The sequence below is a fragment of the Kitasatospora sp. NPDC001132 genome (genome assembly GCF_053598415.1).
Genome location: NZ_JBSFKF010000008.1, coordinates 36240 through 51869, shown reverse-complemented (window position 1 = coordinate 51869; position 15630 = coordinate 36240). Strand labels below are relative to the sequence as shown.

The window sequence follows — 15630 nt, the reverse complement described above, 5'->3', positions numbered from 1 at the left end:
AAACGAGCGGTCCGGGGGCAGGAAGCCGGGCCGCGCTGAAATCCCGTTGCCCGGGCCGCTCTCCGGCGCTTCCATGGCCTGATGGAGATGACAACTCCCCGTGCTGTCAGCGCATTTCGCCGTGACGGCTACTGCGTCATGCCCGGCATCCTCACCACCAGGCAGATCCGCCGCTGGCGCGGGCTGCTCGCTCACCACCTCTCCCTCACGCCGCCCAGCTCCGACCACACCGGCCCGTACTTCCTGTGGCCGGCCCTCGCCGACGACGCCGATCTGCGCGCGCTCTACGAGGACAGCGGCATCAACGACATCGTCCGCCCGTTCCTGCGGGCCGACCTCGGCCTGCCCGTACCCGAGGTCGCCCAGCTGGCGTTCACGCTCCCGCCGCACCCGCACCACCCCGGTGCCCCGCACATCGACGGCCTCACCCCGACCGAAGACGACGGCCGCCCCGGCACCTTCACCGTTCTGGCCGGCCTCCCGCTGACCGATCAGAGCCAGCGCGACCGCGGCAACCTGTGGGTCTGGCCCGGAAGCCACCTGCGTACCGCCACCTGGCTGCACGAACACGGAGCAGACGCGCTGCGCGACGCCATTCCGTACCCGCCCGTCGAGCTGCCAGCCCCGCTCCAGGTCACCGGTCCAGCCGGGAGCCTGGTCCTCGTCCACTACCTGCTCGCCCACAACATTGGCGGGCACTTCGGCACCGCAGCCGACGAGCGCCGGGAGACCGTCTACTTCCGGCTGCGAGCCAGCGGCCACCGCGAGCGCTGGCGCGAGGCGGTCACCGATCCGCTACTGGAGTTCACTACGCCAGCACCAGACTCCAGCCCCGGCGCCGCCAAGGACGGCGAACGATGACGACCTCCGTGCGCACGGCCTCCCCGAATATGCCCGACGGATCGGCGGACAGCAGGCCTCGCGCACTCGGTCGTGAGTGCCTTCGCGTCCGAGCCGTGTTGGCGCGGACTGCCGAAGTTGTAGGACAGCTGCAAGCCCACCACCTCGTCCACCGTGCGGGTAACCACGCGGCCCCAGCGCGCGGTCTCGATCCGGGCGAGCGGGGAACGGCCAGCACGTCCTGGTGCCGCTCTTGTGGGTGGCGAAGGTCCCGCGGTCGACCTGGCGCTCAGATCCCAACTTGATGACCGCATTCATCCTGGCCGCCTGGCATGGGCGGCCAGGATGAGCTTTCTATGCGCACAACTTGTGTGCCTCTTCCACCCCGAGGGCCCCGTGGCCCTCGGCCGCCCCTCCGTGGCCCGTGACGCCGAGTAGCGCCAGCAGGTCCGCGGTCACAACGCGGTAGGCACTGCCGAGTCGCAGGACGCGGACGGGGTACTCGCCTGCCTTCGCGAGCGCATACCCGGTGGACCGGCCGATCCTCAGCGCCCGGTTGGCCGTGTCGAGGTCGATCGCCACCGGAAGGGCGAGCAGTTCGGGCGCGCTCATGCCGTCGGAGGTGGGTGCCGCCATGATGCTCTCCTGGTCGCTAGACGTGCTGCAGTGATGCCGTCAGTTTGTATCACGGAGTTGCAGCAGCACTTTTTCTGATCGTAAAGTGCATCCATGACCCCAGAGCATTGGTCGACGACCTTCACCACCCGGGTAGCCCAGTCCATGCGCGAGGCCCGGAAGGCGGCTGGCCTCACGATGTCGGCGGTCGCGGACGGCTGCGCCGCTCGCGGCCTGCCGGAGATCACCGATCAGACGATCAAGAACCTGGAATCAGGGCGCCGGAGCACCATCACGCTCACCGACTTCGCTGTCCTCGCAGACGTGCTCGGGGTGCCACCGATCACCCTGCTGTTCCCTCTTGGTTCCGCCGAGACCGTCGAGGTTCTGCCCGGCCAGGAGGTCCCCACCTGGGATGCACTTGCCTGGTTCACCGGGGAGACACCGGCCGCAGATCCGGCGCCACCGGGGAGCGCTCGCGACGTGCTGGACACCTTCCGGGCGCACGCCGACCTCGCCGCCGCCGCCAGAGCATCCGCAGCACTGGCAACAGAGCGGCGCCGGGCCGCGAGCACCACACCGGCCCCGGACCGCAAAGCCGCTCTTCTGGAGCTGGCCGCTGGTTATGAGGAGTACGCGGACGCTGACCGCAAGGAGCTGGCCTCCTTCCGGACGCGGATGCGTGAGCGGGGTCTCGTCCCGCCCGTGCTCCCCGACGATCTCTCGGCCGTCGATCAGGCCGAGGACGCAGTACGCACAGAAGACAGAGAATGAAGGAAGCTACGTGAAGGAACCCATACGCAAGATCGTCCACAAGGACGGCAGCGTCCGCTACCGCCTGGTCGTTGACATCGGCGTCACCGCCGAGGGCAAGCGCAAGCAGCTCACTCGGACCTTCAAGACCAAGAAGGAGGCGATGGCCGAGCTTTCCCGCATACGTCACGAGCTCGGCACCGGCTCGTTCGTGGCCCCGAGCAAGATGACGCTGAACGACCTGCTGGACATCTGGCTCAAGAGCGCGACGCGCGACGTCGAGGAAGGGACCGCATCCAACTACGAGAGCGCGATGGTGCCGGTGCGCGCCCACAGCGGCCACAAGGAACTCCAGAGCCTCACCGAGGACGACATCGAGGCCCTCGTGGACTGGATGCTGACGAGCGGTCGCCGTCGCGGCGGGCGACCCGGCACCGGACTCGGCGTCAGGAGCGTGCGACTGGCCCTGGGCCGCCTGCGCGCCGCGCTGAACCTCGCCGTACGCCGCGGCCTGGTGGTGCGCAACGTCGCCCAGCACGTCACGATCTCACGCGATGCCAAGAAGAAGGCTGAGGCGAACAAGCCCAACAACATCCCGTGGCACGAGGCCGAGGTCAAGGCGTTCCTCGGCGCCATCAAGGGTCACCGCCTCTACGCCGCAATGATGCTGGCACTCATCGCCGAACGCCCCGCCGAAGTCTGCGGCGCACGCTGGGACGAGGACGTCGACCTCAATGCAAGCGGCACGATCGCCGTCCAGAACACCCGCACCATCGTCTACGACCGCACACTGGAGAAGGGATCGCGCAACAAGGTCGTCGAGAAGGACACCAAAACCGAAGCCGGAAAGCGCACTCTTCCCCTGCCGGCACCCGCCCTCAAGGCCCTGAAGAATTTCAAGGCGATCCAGGCGGCGGAGAAACTCGCGGCCGGAACCGCCTACAACGACACCGGATATGTTCTCGTGGACGAGCTGGGAAACCCGCTCAAGACGGACAAGCTCCGGCGCGAGGCGTACAAGCTCATGGAGACCGCCGGCGTTCGAAAGGTTCGCCTCTACGACGCCCGCCACGCCACGCTCTCCTGGATGGCCAACAACGGCGTCCCGGACACCGTGGTCTCCGCCTGGGCCGGTCACTCGGACCTCAGCTTCACGAAGCGGGTCTACGTGCACCCCGACCCGCAGAGCCTCAAGGCGGGTTCGGAGAAGCTCGGCGAGCTGCTCGGCTGACCATGATCATTACCGATGTGAGAAGTTGTGAGAGGCAGGCCCTGAAAACGATCAAGGGCCCCGCTCCACTCTCGTGAAACAAGGCCCTGACCTGCGACAATGGAGCGAACTCCAGTCGGGACGACAGGATTTGAACCTGCGACCCCTTGACCCCCAGTCAAGTGCGCTACCAAGCTGCGCCACGTCCCGTGGTCTTGGTGCTTACGGCGGGGCCTGGGGGGCTCCGCTGTGGGCTTCTCGACCTTGTCTCCGGTTGTCCCGGCGACGTGGAAAACAATACAGCACGTCGGGGGGTGCTCGCTGCCAGGTTCGGGGTTGGGTGGTTCAGGGGGTGGGGTGGCGGGCGTCGTAGGCGAGAAAGGCGGGGCGGCGGGCGGCAAGGAGGAGGACGGCGGCGACGCAGGCGAGGCCGCCGGTGATCACGGAGGTGGCGGGGTTGGTGAGGGCGGCGACGGTGCCGGACTCGAAGTCGCCGAGGCGGGGGCCGCCGGCCACGACGACGATGAAGATGCCCTGGAGGCGGCCACGCATCTCGTCCGGGGCTGCGACCTGCATCATCGTGTTGCGGAAGATCATGCTGATGGTGTCGGCGCAGCCCGCGACCGCGAGCAGCAGGAGGCCGAGCCAGAGGTTGTGGAGGGCGCCGAAGGCCGCGATGGCCAGGCCCCAGGCGGCGACGGCGGCGAGGACGGCGAGACCCTGACGGCGCACGCGGCCGACCCAGCCGGAGAAGAGCGCGCCGACCAGGGCGCCGACGGCCGGGGCGGAGACCAGCAGGCCGACGGTGCCGGCGTCGCCGCCGTAGAAGGTGATCGCGATGGCCGGGAAGAGGGCGCGCGGCATGCCGAAGACCATCGCGGCCAGGTCGGCGAGGAAGCTGGTGCGCAGGTTGGGCTGCTCACGCAGGAAGCGCAGGCCGTCGAGGACGGAGGCGCGGCCCTTGCGCTCGCCGAGCGGCCGCATGGCGGGCAGGCGCCACATCGCGTAGAGGGTGGCGGTGAAGGCGACGGTGTCGATCAGGTAGGCGGCCTGGGCGCCGTACGCGCCGATCAGGACGCCGCCGAGCATCGGGCCGACGGTGAGGCCGAGGTTCATGCTGACGGTGTTCAGAGCGTTCGCCGCCGGGAGCTGGTGGCTGGGCACCAGGCGGGGGATCATCGCTGAGCGGGCTGGCGAGCTGATCGCGAAGAAGCCGGCCTGGACTGCGACGGCGGCGTACAGGACGGCGACCAGGCCGAGGCCGGCGAGCGCCTGCGCGGCCAGGACGGCGGAGACGACCGCCAGGCCCGTCGAGCCGATCAGGCCCAGCCGCCGCCGGTCGACGGTGTCGGCGATGGCGCCGCCGTAGAGGCCGAAGGCGACCAGCGGGACGAGGGAGAAGATGCCTACGAGCCCGGTCGCGAAGGCGGAGCCGGTCAGGTCGTAGACCTGGACGGAGACGGCGACGGCCGTCATCTGCTGGCCTATGGAGGAGATGGCCTGTCCGGCCCAGACGCGGCGGTAGTCCGGGTGGTCGCGCAGCGGGCTGAGATCGGCGAACGCCCGCCGGTACCAGGGCGCACCGGCAGCTGCCTCCGGCCCGGGGCCGTCCCCCGGCCCGGGATCGAGTTGGGGTTCGGGTTCGGGCTCCGCGACGGACGACGGAGGGGGCGAAGCGGGCGAGGGAGAGGAGGACGGGGTGGAATGTTGATTGTTCGACATAGCCCCCCATGCTCCGCTCCGCCCCCGGACGCCCTCGCACCGGGCCCCGCCGCGAGCAGGGCGCCGCCCCCGCCCACTACCGGCTCAGCACCTGCTTCTCCCCCGCCTCCACCGCGAAGTCCAGCCGGTTGCCCGGCGGCGGGAACGGACAGATGAAGTGGTCCGAGAAGGCGCACGGCGGCAGGTAGGCCCGGTTGAGGTCGAGGACGGTACGGCCCTCGGCGTCGGGTGCCGGCAGGGTGATGAAGCGGAAGCGGTAGGTGTCGATGCCGCTGGTCGCGTCGGCGATCACACCGCTGAGCCGCTCGCCCGACCTGCTGACGGTCAAGGTGCGGTGCTCGCCCGCCACGGTGAAGGCGATCTGCCCGGAGACGGCCAGCGGGCGCTCCCGCCCGTCGGCGTTCGGGACCACGACCGACTGCGCGTCACCGTCCTCGAACGGGGTGAAGACGGCGGGCACCGCCCACTCGGGCGCGTACGGGTAGGCGGCGATGCCCGCGAACGCGGTCCGCCGGGGTGCCGCCGGGTCGAAGACCCGAAGGGCCAGCTCGCCCTCGCGTTCGATCGGGACGAGCAGCAGGGCGCCCAGGGTGGCGGTGCCGGCGGCCGGGTCGCTGTCCGGGCGGAGCAGCACGTCGCCGTCCACCGGTGCGCCGGCGCCGTCGACCATGATGCCGTCGGACGCCTCCGCCCGGACCCGGACGCCCTCGGCGTCGGACCACCAGCGCCCGGGCAGGCCGGGGATCTCGGCGGGCTCCGGCTCCAGCCAGTGCGTGCCGGTGAGTGCGAGCTGGCCGTGCGGCGCGCTCACCGACGCCGCCCGACCGTCGCTCCAGTGCTTCCAGTCCTCCGCGGCCGTCGCCGTCATCGGTCCACCCTCCCGGTCTGTCCGTGGACGGCCCGCCGTTCGGGCCGCCCGCCTCGGTCATCCACAACACCGTCCACGCGGACGGATCATTCCCGTCGGCTCGAAACCGCCGAAACCGCAACACGGCGGCAACGCACCGAAACGGGGCACAACACACGTCGGCACGACACAGGGCCCGACAACACCAGGCACGCCAGCACCGGGCACGGCGACACCGGCCACGGGCATCACCTACCCGTCGTGGCGCTTCAGCGGACGGAACAGCCCTTCCTGCACCACGGACACCACCAGACGGCCGTGCCGGTCGAAGATCTGCCCACGTGCCAGGCCGCGCGCGCCGTGCGCGATCGGGGACTCCTGCTGGTACAGCAGCCAGTCGTCCGTCCGGAACGGCTGGTGGAACCACATCGCGTGGTCGAGCGAGGCCATGTCGAAGTTCCGCTCGCCCCACAGTGGCTCGACCGGGGCCCGGACGGCGTCCAGCAGCGTCATGTCACTGGCATAGGTGAGGGCGCAGACGTGTATCAGCGGATCGTCCGGCAGCGGGCCGTTGGTGCGCAGCCAGACGCCGCTGCGCGCCTCGACTCCCGCCAGCTCCTCCTTGCTCCACCGCAGCCGGTCGACGTACCGGATGTCGAAGGGCTGGCGGCGACTGATGAACGGGGGCAGCTCGCCGAGCCGGGAGCCGACCTCGTCCAGCGCGCTCGGCAGGCCCTCGGGGGCGGCGACGGCAGGCATCGGGTACTGGTGCTCGATACCCGCTTCCTCGGGTCTGTGGAAGTCGGCCGTGAGCGCGAAGATCGACCGGCCACCCTGGATGCCTAGCACCCGACGGGTGGTGAAGGAGCGACCATCCCTGATTCGGTCGACCTGGTAGACGATCGGCACACCGGGGACACCGGGGCGCAGGAAGTAGGCGTGCAGCGAGTGGACCGGGCGCTCGTCATCCACCGTGCGCCCTGCCGCGACCAGCGCCTGCCCGGCGACCTGACCGCCGAACGTCCGCTGCAGCGCCTCCTCGGGGCTGCGCCCACGGAAGATGTTGAGTTCGATCTGCTCGAGGTCGAGCAGATCGACAAGATCGTCGACGGGGGTACTCATGCGCACACGCTTCCTCTCCTGACTCCGAACGAATTCTCCAGCTCACTCGAATTCTCCGGCGACCCTGGTCATTCCCGCACAGCGGCCCGGAACCCCCAGTTCACTCGAACGAGTAGACGAGTCGGCGAGTCGGCGAGTCACTCAGTCAGTGAGTCGGTGAACTGGCAAGTCGGTGAACCGGCGAACCAGTGGCGGACGGGACGACCTCGCGCCCCCCAGGGAAACCCTCCCCGGCTACTCCCCCAGCCCCGACTCCCGCACCGTGATGTTGAGCCGCCCGGTCAGCCCCAGCGCCGGATCGGCCGTCCCCGGCAGCGTCCGCACGACCCCGTGGTACGCGAACCGGACCGGGCCGCCGAACACCAGCAGGTCCCCGCTGCGCAGTTCCAGGTCCGTCCACGGCCGGGTCCTGGTCTCGGTGTTCCCGAGCCGGAAGACGCAGCCGTCGCCCAGCGAGAGCGACACCACCGGCGCGTCGGCCCGCTCGTCGCGGTCCTGGTGGAGACCCATCTTCGCGCCGTGCGCGTAGTGGTTGACGATCGCGATGTCCGGCGCGTACGTCACCGCGCCCGCTATCTCCCCCACCGCGGCCCCGTACGCCTCGGCGACGGCCCTGCGCGCCAGGTCCCCGAGCAGCGACGGGAACGGTTTGACGGGCGCGCCGTCCTCGGCGACCCGCCGGTACCCGTACGGGTACCAGTGCAGGCCGAGGCTCACCATCCGGACGGACATCATCCCGCCGGTGGGCATCCGCACGGTGTGCAGGCCGGCCGGCGGACGGGCCCACTCCCGGCAGGCACCGACCAGCCGGCGCTGCGCTTCGAGGTCCAACCAACCGGGGAGCAGAACGGCGCCGGGGGCCGGCTCGGAACGATCGCGCCCGCCCGGGAACCCGCTCGGATCGCTGAACAACTCGCCCTGGATCACCCCACCATCCTCCCGCACCGCGACCGCCCGGGCCCAGCCCCACCACCGACGGCGGGCGCACCCCGGGAGTCCCAACTCCCGCCCGCAGGAAGGCCGGCGACGCCGCCACGGTGACACCCGGGCACCCGGGCACCACGCCGAACACCGCAGAGCAGCACCGAACACCGCCGAACACCGCGAAGCATCGCAGAACACCACGAGACGCCGCGAAGCGTCGCGGGAAGCCGCGAAACGCCGACGGCCGCTCCCCCGACCGGCGGGGGAACCCGCACGGTGGAGAAGCGGCCGTGGGAGCCGAACGCCTCGACCCAGGAAGCCGAACACCTCGGCACATCGACACGTCGACACAGTGGCGCCCGACCGGGCACCGGCACCGTGAAGCCCGAGCAGCCGGTACCGGCTCCCCACAGGGCCTCGAGTGCTGGGCGAGACCTCAGATGCTGAGGGCCTGGCCCGGGAAGATCAGGTCCGGGTTGCCGCCGATGACCTTGGCGTTGTTCTTGTACAGGTCGTGCCAGTCCACGCCCTGCGCGGCGGCGATGGAGCTCAGGGTGTCACCGGCCTTGACGGTGTAGCTGCCCTTGTCGGCCGGCTTGGCGTCGTTCGAGCGGTTCCAGGACTTGGCACCCTGGTCGGCCTTCGGCGCGGGCTTCTGGGCGTCGGTCTTCGGCGCGGCAGCGTCGTTCTTCGGCGCGGCCTGGGCCTTGGGGGCGGCCTTCGGGGCCTCGGCCGGCTTGGCGGCGGCCTTCGGGGCCTGCGCCGGCTTGGCGGCGGTCGAGCCCGCCGAGGTGTCGACGGCGGCCGGGGCGCCGCCCTTGGTCAGACCGGCCTTGACGGAGCAGACGGGCCAGGCGCCCGGGCCCTGGGAGGCGAGGACCTTCTCGGCGACGGCGATCTGCTGCGCCTTGGTGGCCAGGTTGGCCTGCGGGGCGTAGGCGGTGCCGCCGAACGCGGCCCAGGTGCTGGAGGTGAACTGCAGACCGCCGTAGAAACCGTTGCCGGTGTTGATGGCCCAGTTGCCGCCGCTCTCGCACTGGGCGACGGCGTCCCAGGTGGCGACGGAGGCAGCGGAGGCCGAGGTGGCCGTGACGAGGCCGGCCACCGGCAGGGCCGCGACAGCGGCGCCCGCCACGACGGCCATCCGAACGCGGTTGCGCTTGGTGGCGGCGGAGGTGATGGCAGCGGCGGTCTCGTTACGGAAGGTCATGGGGTTCCTCTCGACAGCCCCGGGCGGGCATGCGGAACCAGGCCCTGGGGAGGGCCGCGATCGCTTGCCGCGTCCGTCGGACGGCCGTGCACGTGTCGGACGTGCCGCTGCCGCCCCGGCCACCCAGCCGCTCGCCGAGCGACCTGTTCGAGCGATCGCGTCGGCGGGCACCAGCCACGCCCGGCGAACCGGGGAGCCGTGCGTCGGGGGTGAACCCGGGTGGCGCTCGTTGCGCCGACGAAGAAGCTACGAGCCGGTCGGTGCGGAAACCAAAACCTCGGCGGTCTGCCCAGCTCAGCCAGGGGTTACCGAGGGTAACAACCAGAAAAGTATGCCCGAAATGTCCGCTTTAGCCGTCGATTCCTAGATCAAACATCCAGGCCGCGTGACTCACCTCACTGCTTGACTTCGGCAGCCTTGGCACCGACATCGACAGATTGCGACCACGAGAACACGCCGTGCGGTCGGATCCGACGCAATTCCCGTCAGCCTCGACGGGCACCCGTGACGCCTGACACAAGGGCCCGTTGGGCATGACGACCTCCCCGTGTCCGCCCCCGAACCCCATCCACACCCATCCGAGGAGACCCTGTGCCGCGCATGCTCGACGTCAGCGACGAGGTCCGGTCCGAGATCGGCGACGACGAGGCCGACCGCCTGCTAGGCGGCGACCGCGCCCCCGACAGCTACGAGTGCACCTCCTGCCGAACCCCCGGCGACACGCACGTGGAACCCACCAGCACCGTGCTGTTCGTCGGCGACGAGACGGCCGTCCTCGCCTTCGCACACGCCCGCTGCATCCCCTCCCAGGTCGTACCGGTCTCCGAGGAGCAGCTGGCCGGTGCCGTCCGCAGCATCAGCCAGTCCCAGCCCGGCGGCCCGGACCTCGCCGTCCCCGCTGCCGTACCGCAAGCCCCCGCCCCGGCCCCGCCCGCCGGTCCGACCCCGACCCAGCCGAGCGCCCCCGGCCAGGCCGCCATTCTCGGCATCACCTGCGGGCTGGTCCTGCACGGCAAGGTCGGGCACGCCGCGCTGGTGGTCGAGCCGACCGGCCCGGTCGGCCGCCCCGGCAGCACCTCGGGCGAGGACGAGTTCCTCGACCTGCTCCAGGACGCCGGCTTCCAGCCGGTCACCGACCTGGACGAGACCCCGGAACAGCTGCCCGGCTGGTCCGTCCTGGTCGCGATGGGCAAGCTGCACGCGGTCCTCCAGCCCGCCGCGGCCGGCGGCAGCACCGGCTGGTGGCAGGCCCACCAGCCGCTCCAGGTCACCGACGCCTGGCGGATGGCCGCCAGCCAGCTCTCCGAGGTGACGATGTACGCCGTGCCGGCCGGCATGGTCGGCCGGCAGCCCCGCGAGGACCTGCTGCGCCAGGCGCTGGAGCGGGCGGTGGCGCTGGGTCAGGTGGTGGCCGCCTCCCTCCCGCTCGCCGGTACCTGATCCGCCTCCGCGCCCGACCCGCCGGAAGGCGGCCGCCCACCCCCACGGCCGCCTTCCGGCGGGCGCGTGCCCGCCGCGCCCCGGCGTGCCTGCACTCCGCCCGGCGCACCCGCCCCTCCACGCCCCGGCGTGTGGGTGCGCCCGCACTCCCGCGCCCCGCATCCCCCGCCCCTCTCGCTCGTTGGCCCCTACGTGTACAGCTACGACGTCTCCGCGTCCCCCGGCAGGTCCGCCACCGCCTCGCGCTCGATCCCGGGCATGCGCCCCTCGTACGACGCCGAGCACCCGCACTCCGCCACGCCGATCTACGACGAGCTGTACTCCGAGTACCGGCGCCTCTTCCGTGCCCTTCCCGGCGACCGCTCGGGCGAGGAGGACCTGAAGTTCACCGGCTTCGCGGTCCGCGACGGTTACCCGCTGCTCGGCGAACAGCGCTCGTACCCGCCCCAGCAGCAGGCGTTCCACACCCTCGCGGGCCAGGTGCCGGGCCTGCCCCAGTTCGTTCCGGGCCCCCAGAGCCACGGCTCGGGCCCCACCGGCGGCCAGCAGTCCGGTCATACCGGTGGGCACGACCGGGGGCACACCAGCAGTCACACCGGCGCCCAGCAACACGGCCACTCCGGCGGTCACACCGGCACCCACACCAGCCCCCACCCGGGCAGTCACACCGGGGCCCACACCAACCCCCACCCCGGCAGTCACACCGGCGGTCACACCGCTGAAAGCCACATCGGAAGCCACAGCACCGGCCACCACCGCCACGGCCACTCCGCCGGCCGTCCCGAGCCCACCGCCCCCACCAGCGACGGCCTCGGCCACACCACCTCGGCACCCGTCCAGGCCCAACCCGCCGTGCCCGCTGCCCAGTTCACCAACGGTCAGGGCTGGGTGGCGGCCGGCTACCTGGGCGCGGCCCCACACTCGCTGCCGGTGCCGGCACCCGTACCGCCGACGCCACCCGCGCCCGCCCCGGTGATGGGCACGGCCACCGGCCTCGCCCCCGCCCCTTCCTCGCCCGGCGGCGGCGGTCGCCACCGCCAGATGCTCTCCCTGCCCCCGGGCTCCACCGCCGGCCACCGCTGACGCCCGGCCCACACCCCGAGCAGGACCCGACCACCGCTGACGCCCGGCCCACACCCCGAGCAGGGACCGCAAACGGGAACCCCGGCCGAGCCCGGAAACGCCGGAGGGCCCCGCCACCACCGTGGCGAGGCCCTCCGGCCGGCGGTCGGTCGATCAGCGGACCGACCGCTCCTGCCCACTACTTCTTCTTGCGCTTCTCCCGGACCCGCACCGAGATCGAGATCGGGGTCCCCACGAACCCGAACTCCTCGCGCAGCCGGCGCTCGATGAAGCGCCGGTAGCCGGCCTCCAGGAAGCCCGAGGCGAACAGCACGAAGCGCGGCGGACGGATGCCCGCCTGGGTGCCGAACAGGATGCGCGGCTGCTTGCCACCCCGGATCGGGTGCGGGTGGGCGGCGACCAGCTCGCCCAGGAAGGCGTTCAGGCGCGCGGTCGGGATGCGGGTCTCCCAGCCCTCCAGCGCGGTCTCGACCGCCGGGACGAGCTTCTCCATGTGCCGGCCGGTCTTGGCCGAGACGTTGACGCGCGGGGCCCACTGCACCTGGACGAGGTCGCGCTCGATCTCGCGCTCCAGGTAGTAGCGGCGCTCCTCGTCCAGCTGGTCCCACTTGTTGTAGGCGATGACGACGGCGCGCCCGGCCTCGACGGCCATCGAGATGATCCGGGTGTCCTGCTCGGCGAGGGTCTCGCTGGCGTCGATCAAGACGACCGCGACCTCGGCCTTCTCCAGCGCGGAGGCGGTGCGCAGCGAGGCGTAGAAGTCGGCGCCGGCGGTCAGGTGGACCCGGCGGCGGATACCGGCGGTGTCCACGAACTTCCAGGTCTTGCCGCCGAGCTCGATCATCTCGTCGACCGGGTCGCGGGTGGTGCCGGCCAGCTCGTTGACGACGACGCGCTCCTCGCCGGCGACCTTGTTCAGCAGGCTGGACTTGCCGACGTTGGGCCGGCCGATCAGCGCGATGCGGCGCGGGCCGCCGGGGGCGGCGTCGCCGAAGGTCTGCGGCGGGGCCTCGGGCAGGGCGTTCATGACGGCATCCAGCAGGTCGCCGGAGCCGCGGCCGTGCAGGGCGGAGACCGGGTACGGCTCGCCGAGGCCGAGCGACCACAGGTAGGCGGCCTCGGCCTCGGTGGAGGGGCCGTCGACCTTGTTGGCGCACAGGACGGTCGGCTTGCCCGCCCGCCTGATGATCTTGATCAGCGCCTCGTCGGTGTCGGTGGCACCGACGGTGGCGTCCACCACGAACAGCACCGCGTCGGCCTGCTCGATGCCCAGCTCGGCCTGGGCGGCCACCATGGCGTCGATGCCGAGGACGTCGATCTCCCAGCCGCCGGTGTCGACGACCTTGAAGCGGCGGCCGTTCCAGCTGGCCTCGTAGGTGACCCGGTCGCGGGTGACGCCCGGCTTGTCCTCGACGACGGCCTCGCGGCGGCCGATGATGCGGTTCACCAGGGTCGACTTGCCGACGTTCGGGCGGCCGACCACTGCCAGTACCGGCAGTCGGACGTGCTCGGCACCGTCCACGGCGTCGAAGCCGTCGAGGTCGAAGCCCTCCTCGGCGGCGAGCGCCATGAACTCGGCGTAGTCGGCGGCGTCCAGCTCACCGTGGCCGGTGGCGGCGTGCTCTGCGGTCATGTTCGTCTGTTCCGTTTCCCGGCCCGGCCCTTCCCAGGGGCGTGCCGTGCGTACCTGCCCCGTTCGGGGCAGCGCGGTGGTTGTCTCCGCGGCGCCTCGACGGCCCGCGGTTCACTCGTTGGTCGGCCCGAAGGCCCGAAGGCCGGTCGGACCGGTCCTGATCGGACCGGCGGCAGCCGGTCAGACCGCGGACAGTCCGGCCCGCTCCTCCACCAGCCCGGCGATCCGATCGATCACCTGCTCCAGGGTGAGGTCGCTGGTGTCCACCAGGACCGCGTCCGCGGCCTGGGTCAGCGGGGCCGTCTTCCGCGAGGAGTCGGCGGCGTCGCGGCGGGCGAGGTCGGCGGCCATCGCGGTGATGGTCGCCTCGTCCACGCCCTTGGCGCGCAGCTCGGCCGCCCGGCGGGCGGCCCGTGCCTCCTCGGAGGCGGTCAGGAAGACCTTGACGGTAGCGTCCGGGAACACCACGCTCCCCATGTCCCGGCCCTCGGCGACGATGCCGCGCTCGGCGACCTCGGCGCAGCCGCGCTGGAGCTCCACCAGCCGGGACCGTACGGCCGGCACCGCGGACACGGCGCTGACCTTGGCGGTCACCTCGGGGCCGCGGATCGGGCCGGACACGTCCTGGCCGTCCACCGTGATGGTGGGGCCGTCGGCGTCGGTGCCCGAGACGATCACCGGCTTGCCGCACGCGACGGCCACGGCCTCCGGGTCGTCGACGTCGACGTCGTTGGCCAGCATCCACCAGGTCATCGCCCGGTACATGGCGCCGGTGTCCAGGAAGCTCAGGCCCAGCCTGGCGGCGACCGCCCGCGAGACGGTCGACTTGCCGGAGCCGGAGGGTCCGTCGATGGCGACGACGACCGGGGCGTGCGCTCGGTCGGCAGTGTCCACGGGGCGAACCTCTCTCTGAGCATGGGACCGGAGCCTGGGCAGGCTGACGGCCGGGATTGTCTCCACTCAAGGTTAATGGACCGCCGACGTGACCCATTCCGCGCCGTCCGGCCCGACCGGTCTCCCGGGCCTCCGACCAGTCGACCCCGCCCCGACCGGTCGACCCTGATCAGTCTCGCCCCGACCAGTCGTCCCTGATCAGTCCCTCCCGACCAGTCGGTACCGACCATCCCCGGCCGCTACCCCGCCGCCTCCAGGACCGCCGTCCCCAGCCGCGGCCGCAGGTACTCCCCGTCCCGTTCGACCCCGAGGACCCCGCCGACCAGCACCATCGGCACCTCCCGCCCCAGCACCTCCCACACGAACGGCACGCTCGACAGGTGCGACGGGAAGTCGTTCACCTCGAACGCCCCCTGGTGGTACTCGCGACCCGCCGCCTCCCGCCAGTCGAAGGAGCGCCGCAGCCTGGGTCCGTCAGGCGTCTGGGTGTGGGCGAGGAAGGCGGTGAGCCAACCGGTCACCCGCGGCCCTCCGGACATCTCTCGCCACTTGAACAGCGAGCGCCAGAACTCCTCGTCGACGGGACCGCCGGCCGCCGTCGCGGCGATCTCGTCCACCACCGGCCGCAGCTGCGCGAACCATGGCGCCAGCCAGCCGAAGCGTCGCGCCAGCGCGCCCACCCCGGCCGCCAGCCGCGCCCAGTCCCCGGCCGTGCCCTCCAGCCGCACCCGCGGGATCCCGCAGCGGGTCTCCCAGCGGAAGTCGTAGTACGGACTGACCACGTCCATCAGCGCCACCAGCGCCGAGGAGGCGTCGTCCGGCGTCGTGGTGGAGAAGTCCGGTCGGAACAGGTCCACCAGTTCCGCGCCGACGGCCGCCGCGAGCGGCTCCCGCACCAGTCGGACCGATCGCGACCAGTCCGGCTCCGACCAACCCGCCGACGGCCCTGCCAGGGTGTCGTCCCGCACCACGATCGGGCCCCGTCGCCCGCCGACGGCGCCGAACAGCGCCCGGTAGCGCGGCGGGTACATCCGTACGTGCACCGCGACCTCGTGCACCACCGCGTACCAGAGCACGTCCGGGGACAGGCTCAGCGGCAGGTGCTCGGCGAACGCGGCGTGGGCGGCCCGCAGCAGCAGGCTGAAGGTCGGCTCCGGCTCGGCGAAATCCGGGTACGGCGGTACGGGCCGGAGCCGCTCGTACATCACCTCGACGCTGCGGTGGCGGATCAGGTGCCCTCCGCCCAGTACCGCCCGCAGGAACCGCTCGTTCCCGAGGTCCACCAGGTCTCCGGCGCACCTGTGCCTGGTCTCAGCCAACGGCAAGTCGATGATCAC

General features: G+C 71.8%; 14 protein-coding genes and 1 tRNA gene. 5 read left to right on the top strand and 10 right to left on the bottom strand.

The genetic code is table 11. From position 1 onward, the window contains the following. Positions 1-87 precede the first annotated feature (87 nt). Entirely contained in the window at positions 88-861 is a 774-nt protein-coding gene (locus tag ACWDBE_RS13435; RefSeq protein ID WP_449807999.1) for a phytanoyl-CoA dioxygenase family protein, read from the top strand. A gap of 333 nt (positions 862-1194) precedes the next feature. Here the strand turns inward: ACWDBE_RS13435 and ACWDBE_RS13430 are convergent, their stop codons facing one another. Continuing rightward, entirely contained in the window at positions 1195-1476 is a 282-nt protein-coding gene (locus ACWDBE_RS13430) for a hypothetical protein (protein WP_449807998.1), read from the bottom strand. A gap of 93 nt (positions 1477-1569) precedes the next feature. Between ACWDBE_RS13430 and ACWDBE_RS13425 the strand changes: the two genes are divergently transcribed. Then, positions 1570-2229: a helix-turn-helix domain-containing protein gene (locus tag ACWDBE_RS13425; protein ID WP_449807997.1), complete on the top strand. Its 660-nt coding sequence runs from the start codon at positions 1570-1572 to the stop codon at positions 2227-2229. Between the two features lie 10 nt (positions 2230-2239). Continuing rightward, positions 2240-3439: a tyrosine-type recombinase/integrase gene (locus tag ACWDBE_RS13420; protein ID WP_449807996.1), complete on the top strand. Its 1200-nt coding sequence runs from the start codon at positions 2240-2242 to the stop codon at positions 3437-3439. Between the two features lie 115 nt (positions 3440-3554). On the opposite strand, the gene ACWDBE_RS13415 is transcribed toward ACWDBE_RS13420, so the two are convergent. The 6 genes from ACWDBE_RS13415 to ACWDBE_RS13390 all read right to left on the bottom strand — a co-directional run bounded on the left by ACWDBE_RS13415 (position 3555) and on the right by ACWDBE_RS13390 (position 9243). Further along, a tRNA-Pro gene (locus tag ACWDBE_RS13415) sits at positions 3555-3628 on the bottom strand. Positions 3629-3763: 135 nt separating this feature from the next. Continuing rightward, the gene (locus ACWDBE_RS13410; RefSeq protein WP_449807995.1) at positions 3764-5140 is read right to left on the bottom strand and encodes an MFS transporter; all 1377 of its coding nucleotides are present in this window, start codon (positions 5138-5140) and stop codon (positions 3764-3766) included. Positions 5141-5216: 76 nt separating this feature from the next. After that, positions 5217-6008, bottom strand: coding sequence for a DUF1684 domain-containing protein (locus ACWDBE_RS13405; RefSeq protein WP_449807994.1), 792 nt, complete (start codon positions 6006-6008; stop codon positions 5217-5219). A 231-nt stretch (positions 6009-6239) separates the two neighbouring features. Beyond that, positions 6240-7109 carry an acyl-CoA thioesterase gene (locus ACWDBE_RS13400; protein ID WP_449807993.1) on the bottom strand — a complete coding sequence of 290 codons (870 nt, stop codon included), beginning with the start codon at positions 7107-7109 and terminating at the stop codon, positions 6240-6242. 234 nt (positions 7110-7343) lie between these two features. After that, the gene (locus tag ACWDBE_RS13395; RefSeq protein WP_449808159.1) at positions 7344-8033 is read right to left on the bottom strand and encodes an alpha-ketoglutarate-dependent dioxygenase AlkB family protein; all 690 of its coding nucleotides are present in this window, start codon (positions 8031-8033) and stop codon (positions 7344-7346) included. Between the two features lie 436 nt (positions 8034-8469). Further along, positions 8470-9243 (bottom strand): transglycosylase family protein, encoded by a 774-nt coding sequence (locus ACWDBE_RS13390; protein ID WP_449807992.1) that lies wholly within the window; start codon positions 9241-9243, stop codon positions 8470-8472. Positions 9244-9843: 600 nt separating this feature from the next. On the opposite strand from ACWDBE_RS13390, the gene ACWDBE_RS13385 reads away from it, so the two are divergent. Together ACWDBE_RS13385 and ACWDBE_RS13380 are read left to right on the top strand one after the other, a co-directional pair. Further along, positions 9844-10683 carry a hypothetical protein gene (locus ACWDBE_RS13385; protein WP_449807991.1) on the top strand — a complete coding sequence of 280 codons (840 nt, stop codon included), beginning with the start codon at positions 9844-9846 and terminating at the stop codon, positions 10681-10683. Positions 10684-10875: 192 nt separating this feature from the next. After that, the gene (locus ACWDBE_RS13380) at positions 10876-11766 is read left to right on the top strand and encodes a hypothetical protein (protein ID WP_449807990.1); all 891 of its coding nucleotides are present in this window, start codon (positions 10876-10878) and stop codon (positions 11764-11766) included. A 178-nt stretch (positions 11767-11944) separates the two neighbouring features. Here the strand turns inward: ACWDBE_RS13380 and der are convergent, their stop codons facing one another. The 3 genes from der to ACWDBE_RS13365 all read right to left on the bottom strand — a co-directional run bounded on the left by der (position 11945) and on the right by ACWDBE_RS13365 (position 15630). After that, positions 11945-13399 (bottom strand): ribosome biogenesis GTPase Der, encoded by a 1455-nt coding sequence (gene der, locus ACWDBE_RS13375; RefSeq protein ID WP_449789059.1) that lies wholly within the window; start codon positions 13397-13399, stop codon positions 11945-11947. 180 nt (positions 13400-13579) lie between these two features. Next, on the bottom strand, positions 13580-14293 hold the full coding sequence (gene cmk, locus ACWDBE_RS13370; RefSeq protein WP_392922892.1) for a (d)CMP kinase: 714 nt from the start codon (positions 14291-14293) through the stop codon (positions 13580-13582). Between the two features lie 239 nt (positions 14294-14532). After that, a complete protein-coding gene (locus tag ACWDBE_RS13365) occupies positions 14533-15630 on the bottom strand; it encodes a DUF4419 domain-containing protein (protein WP_449789060.1) in 1098 nt (365 codons plus the stop codon).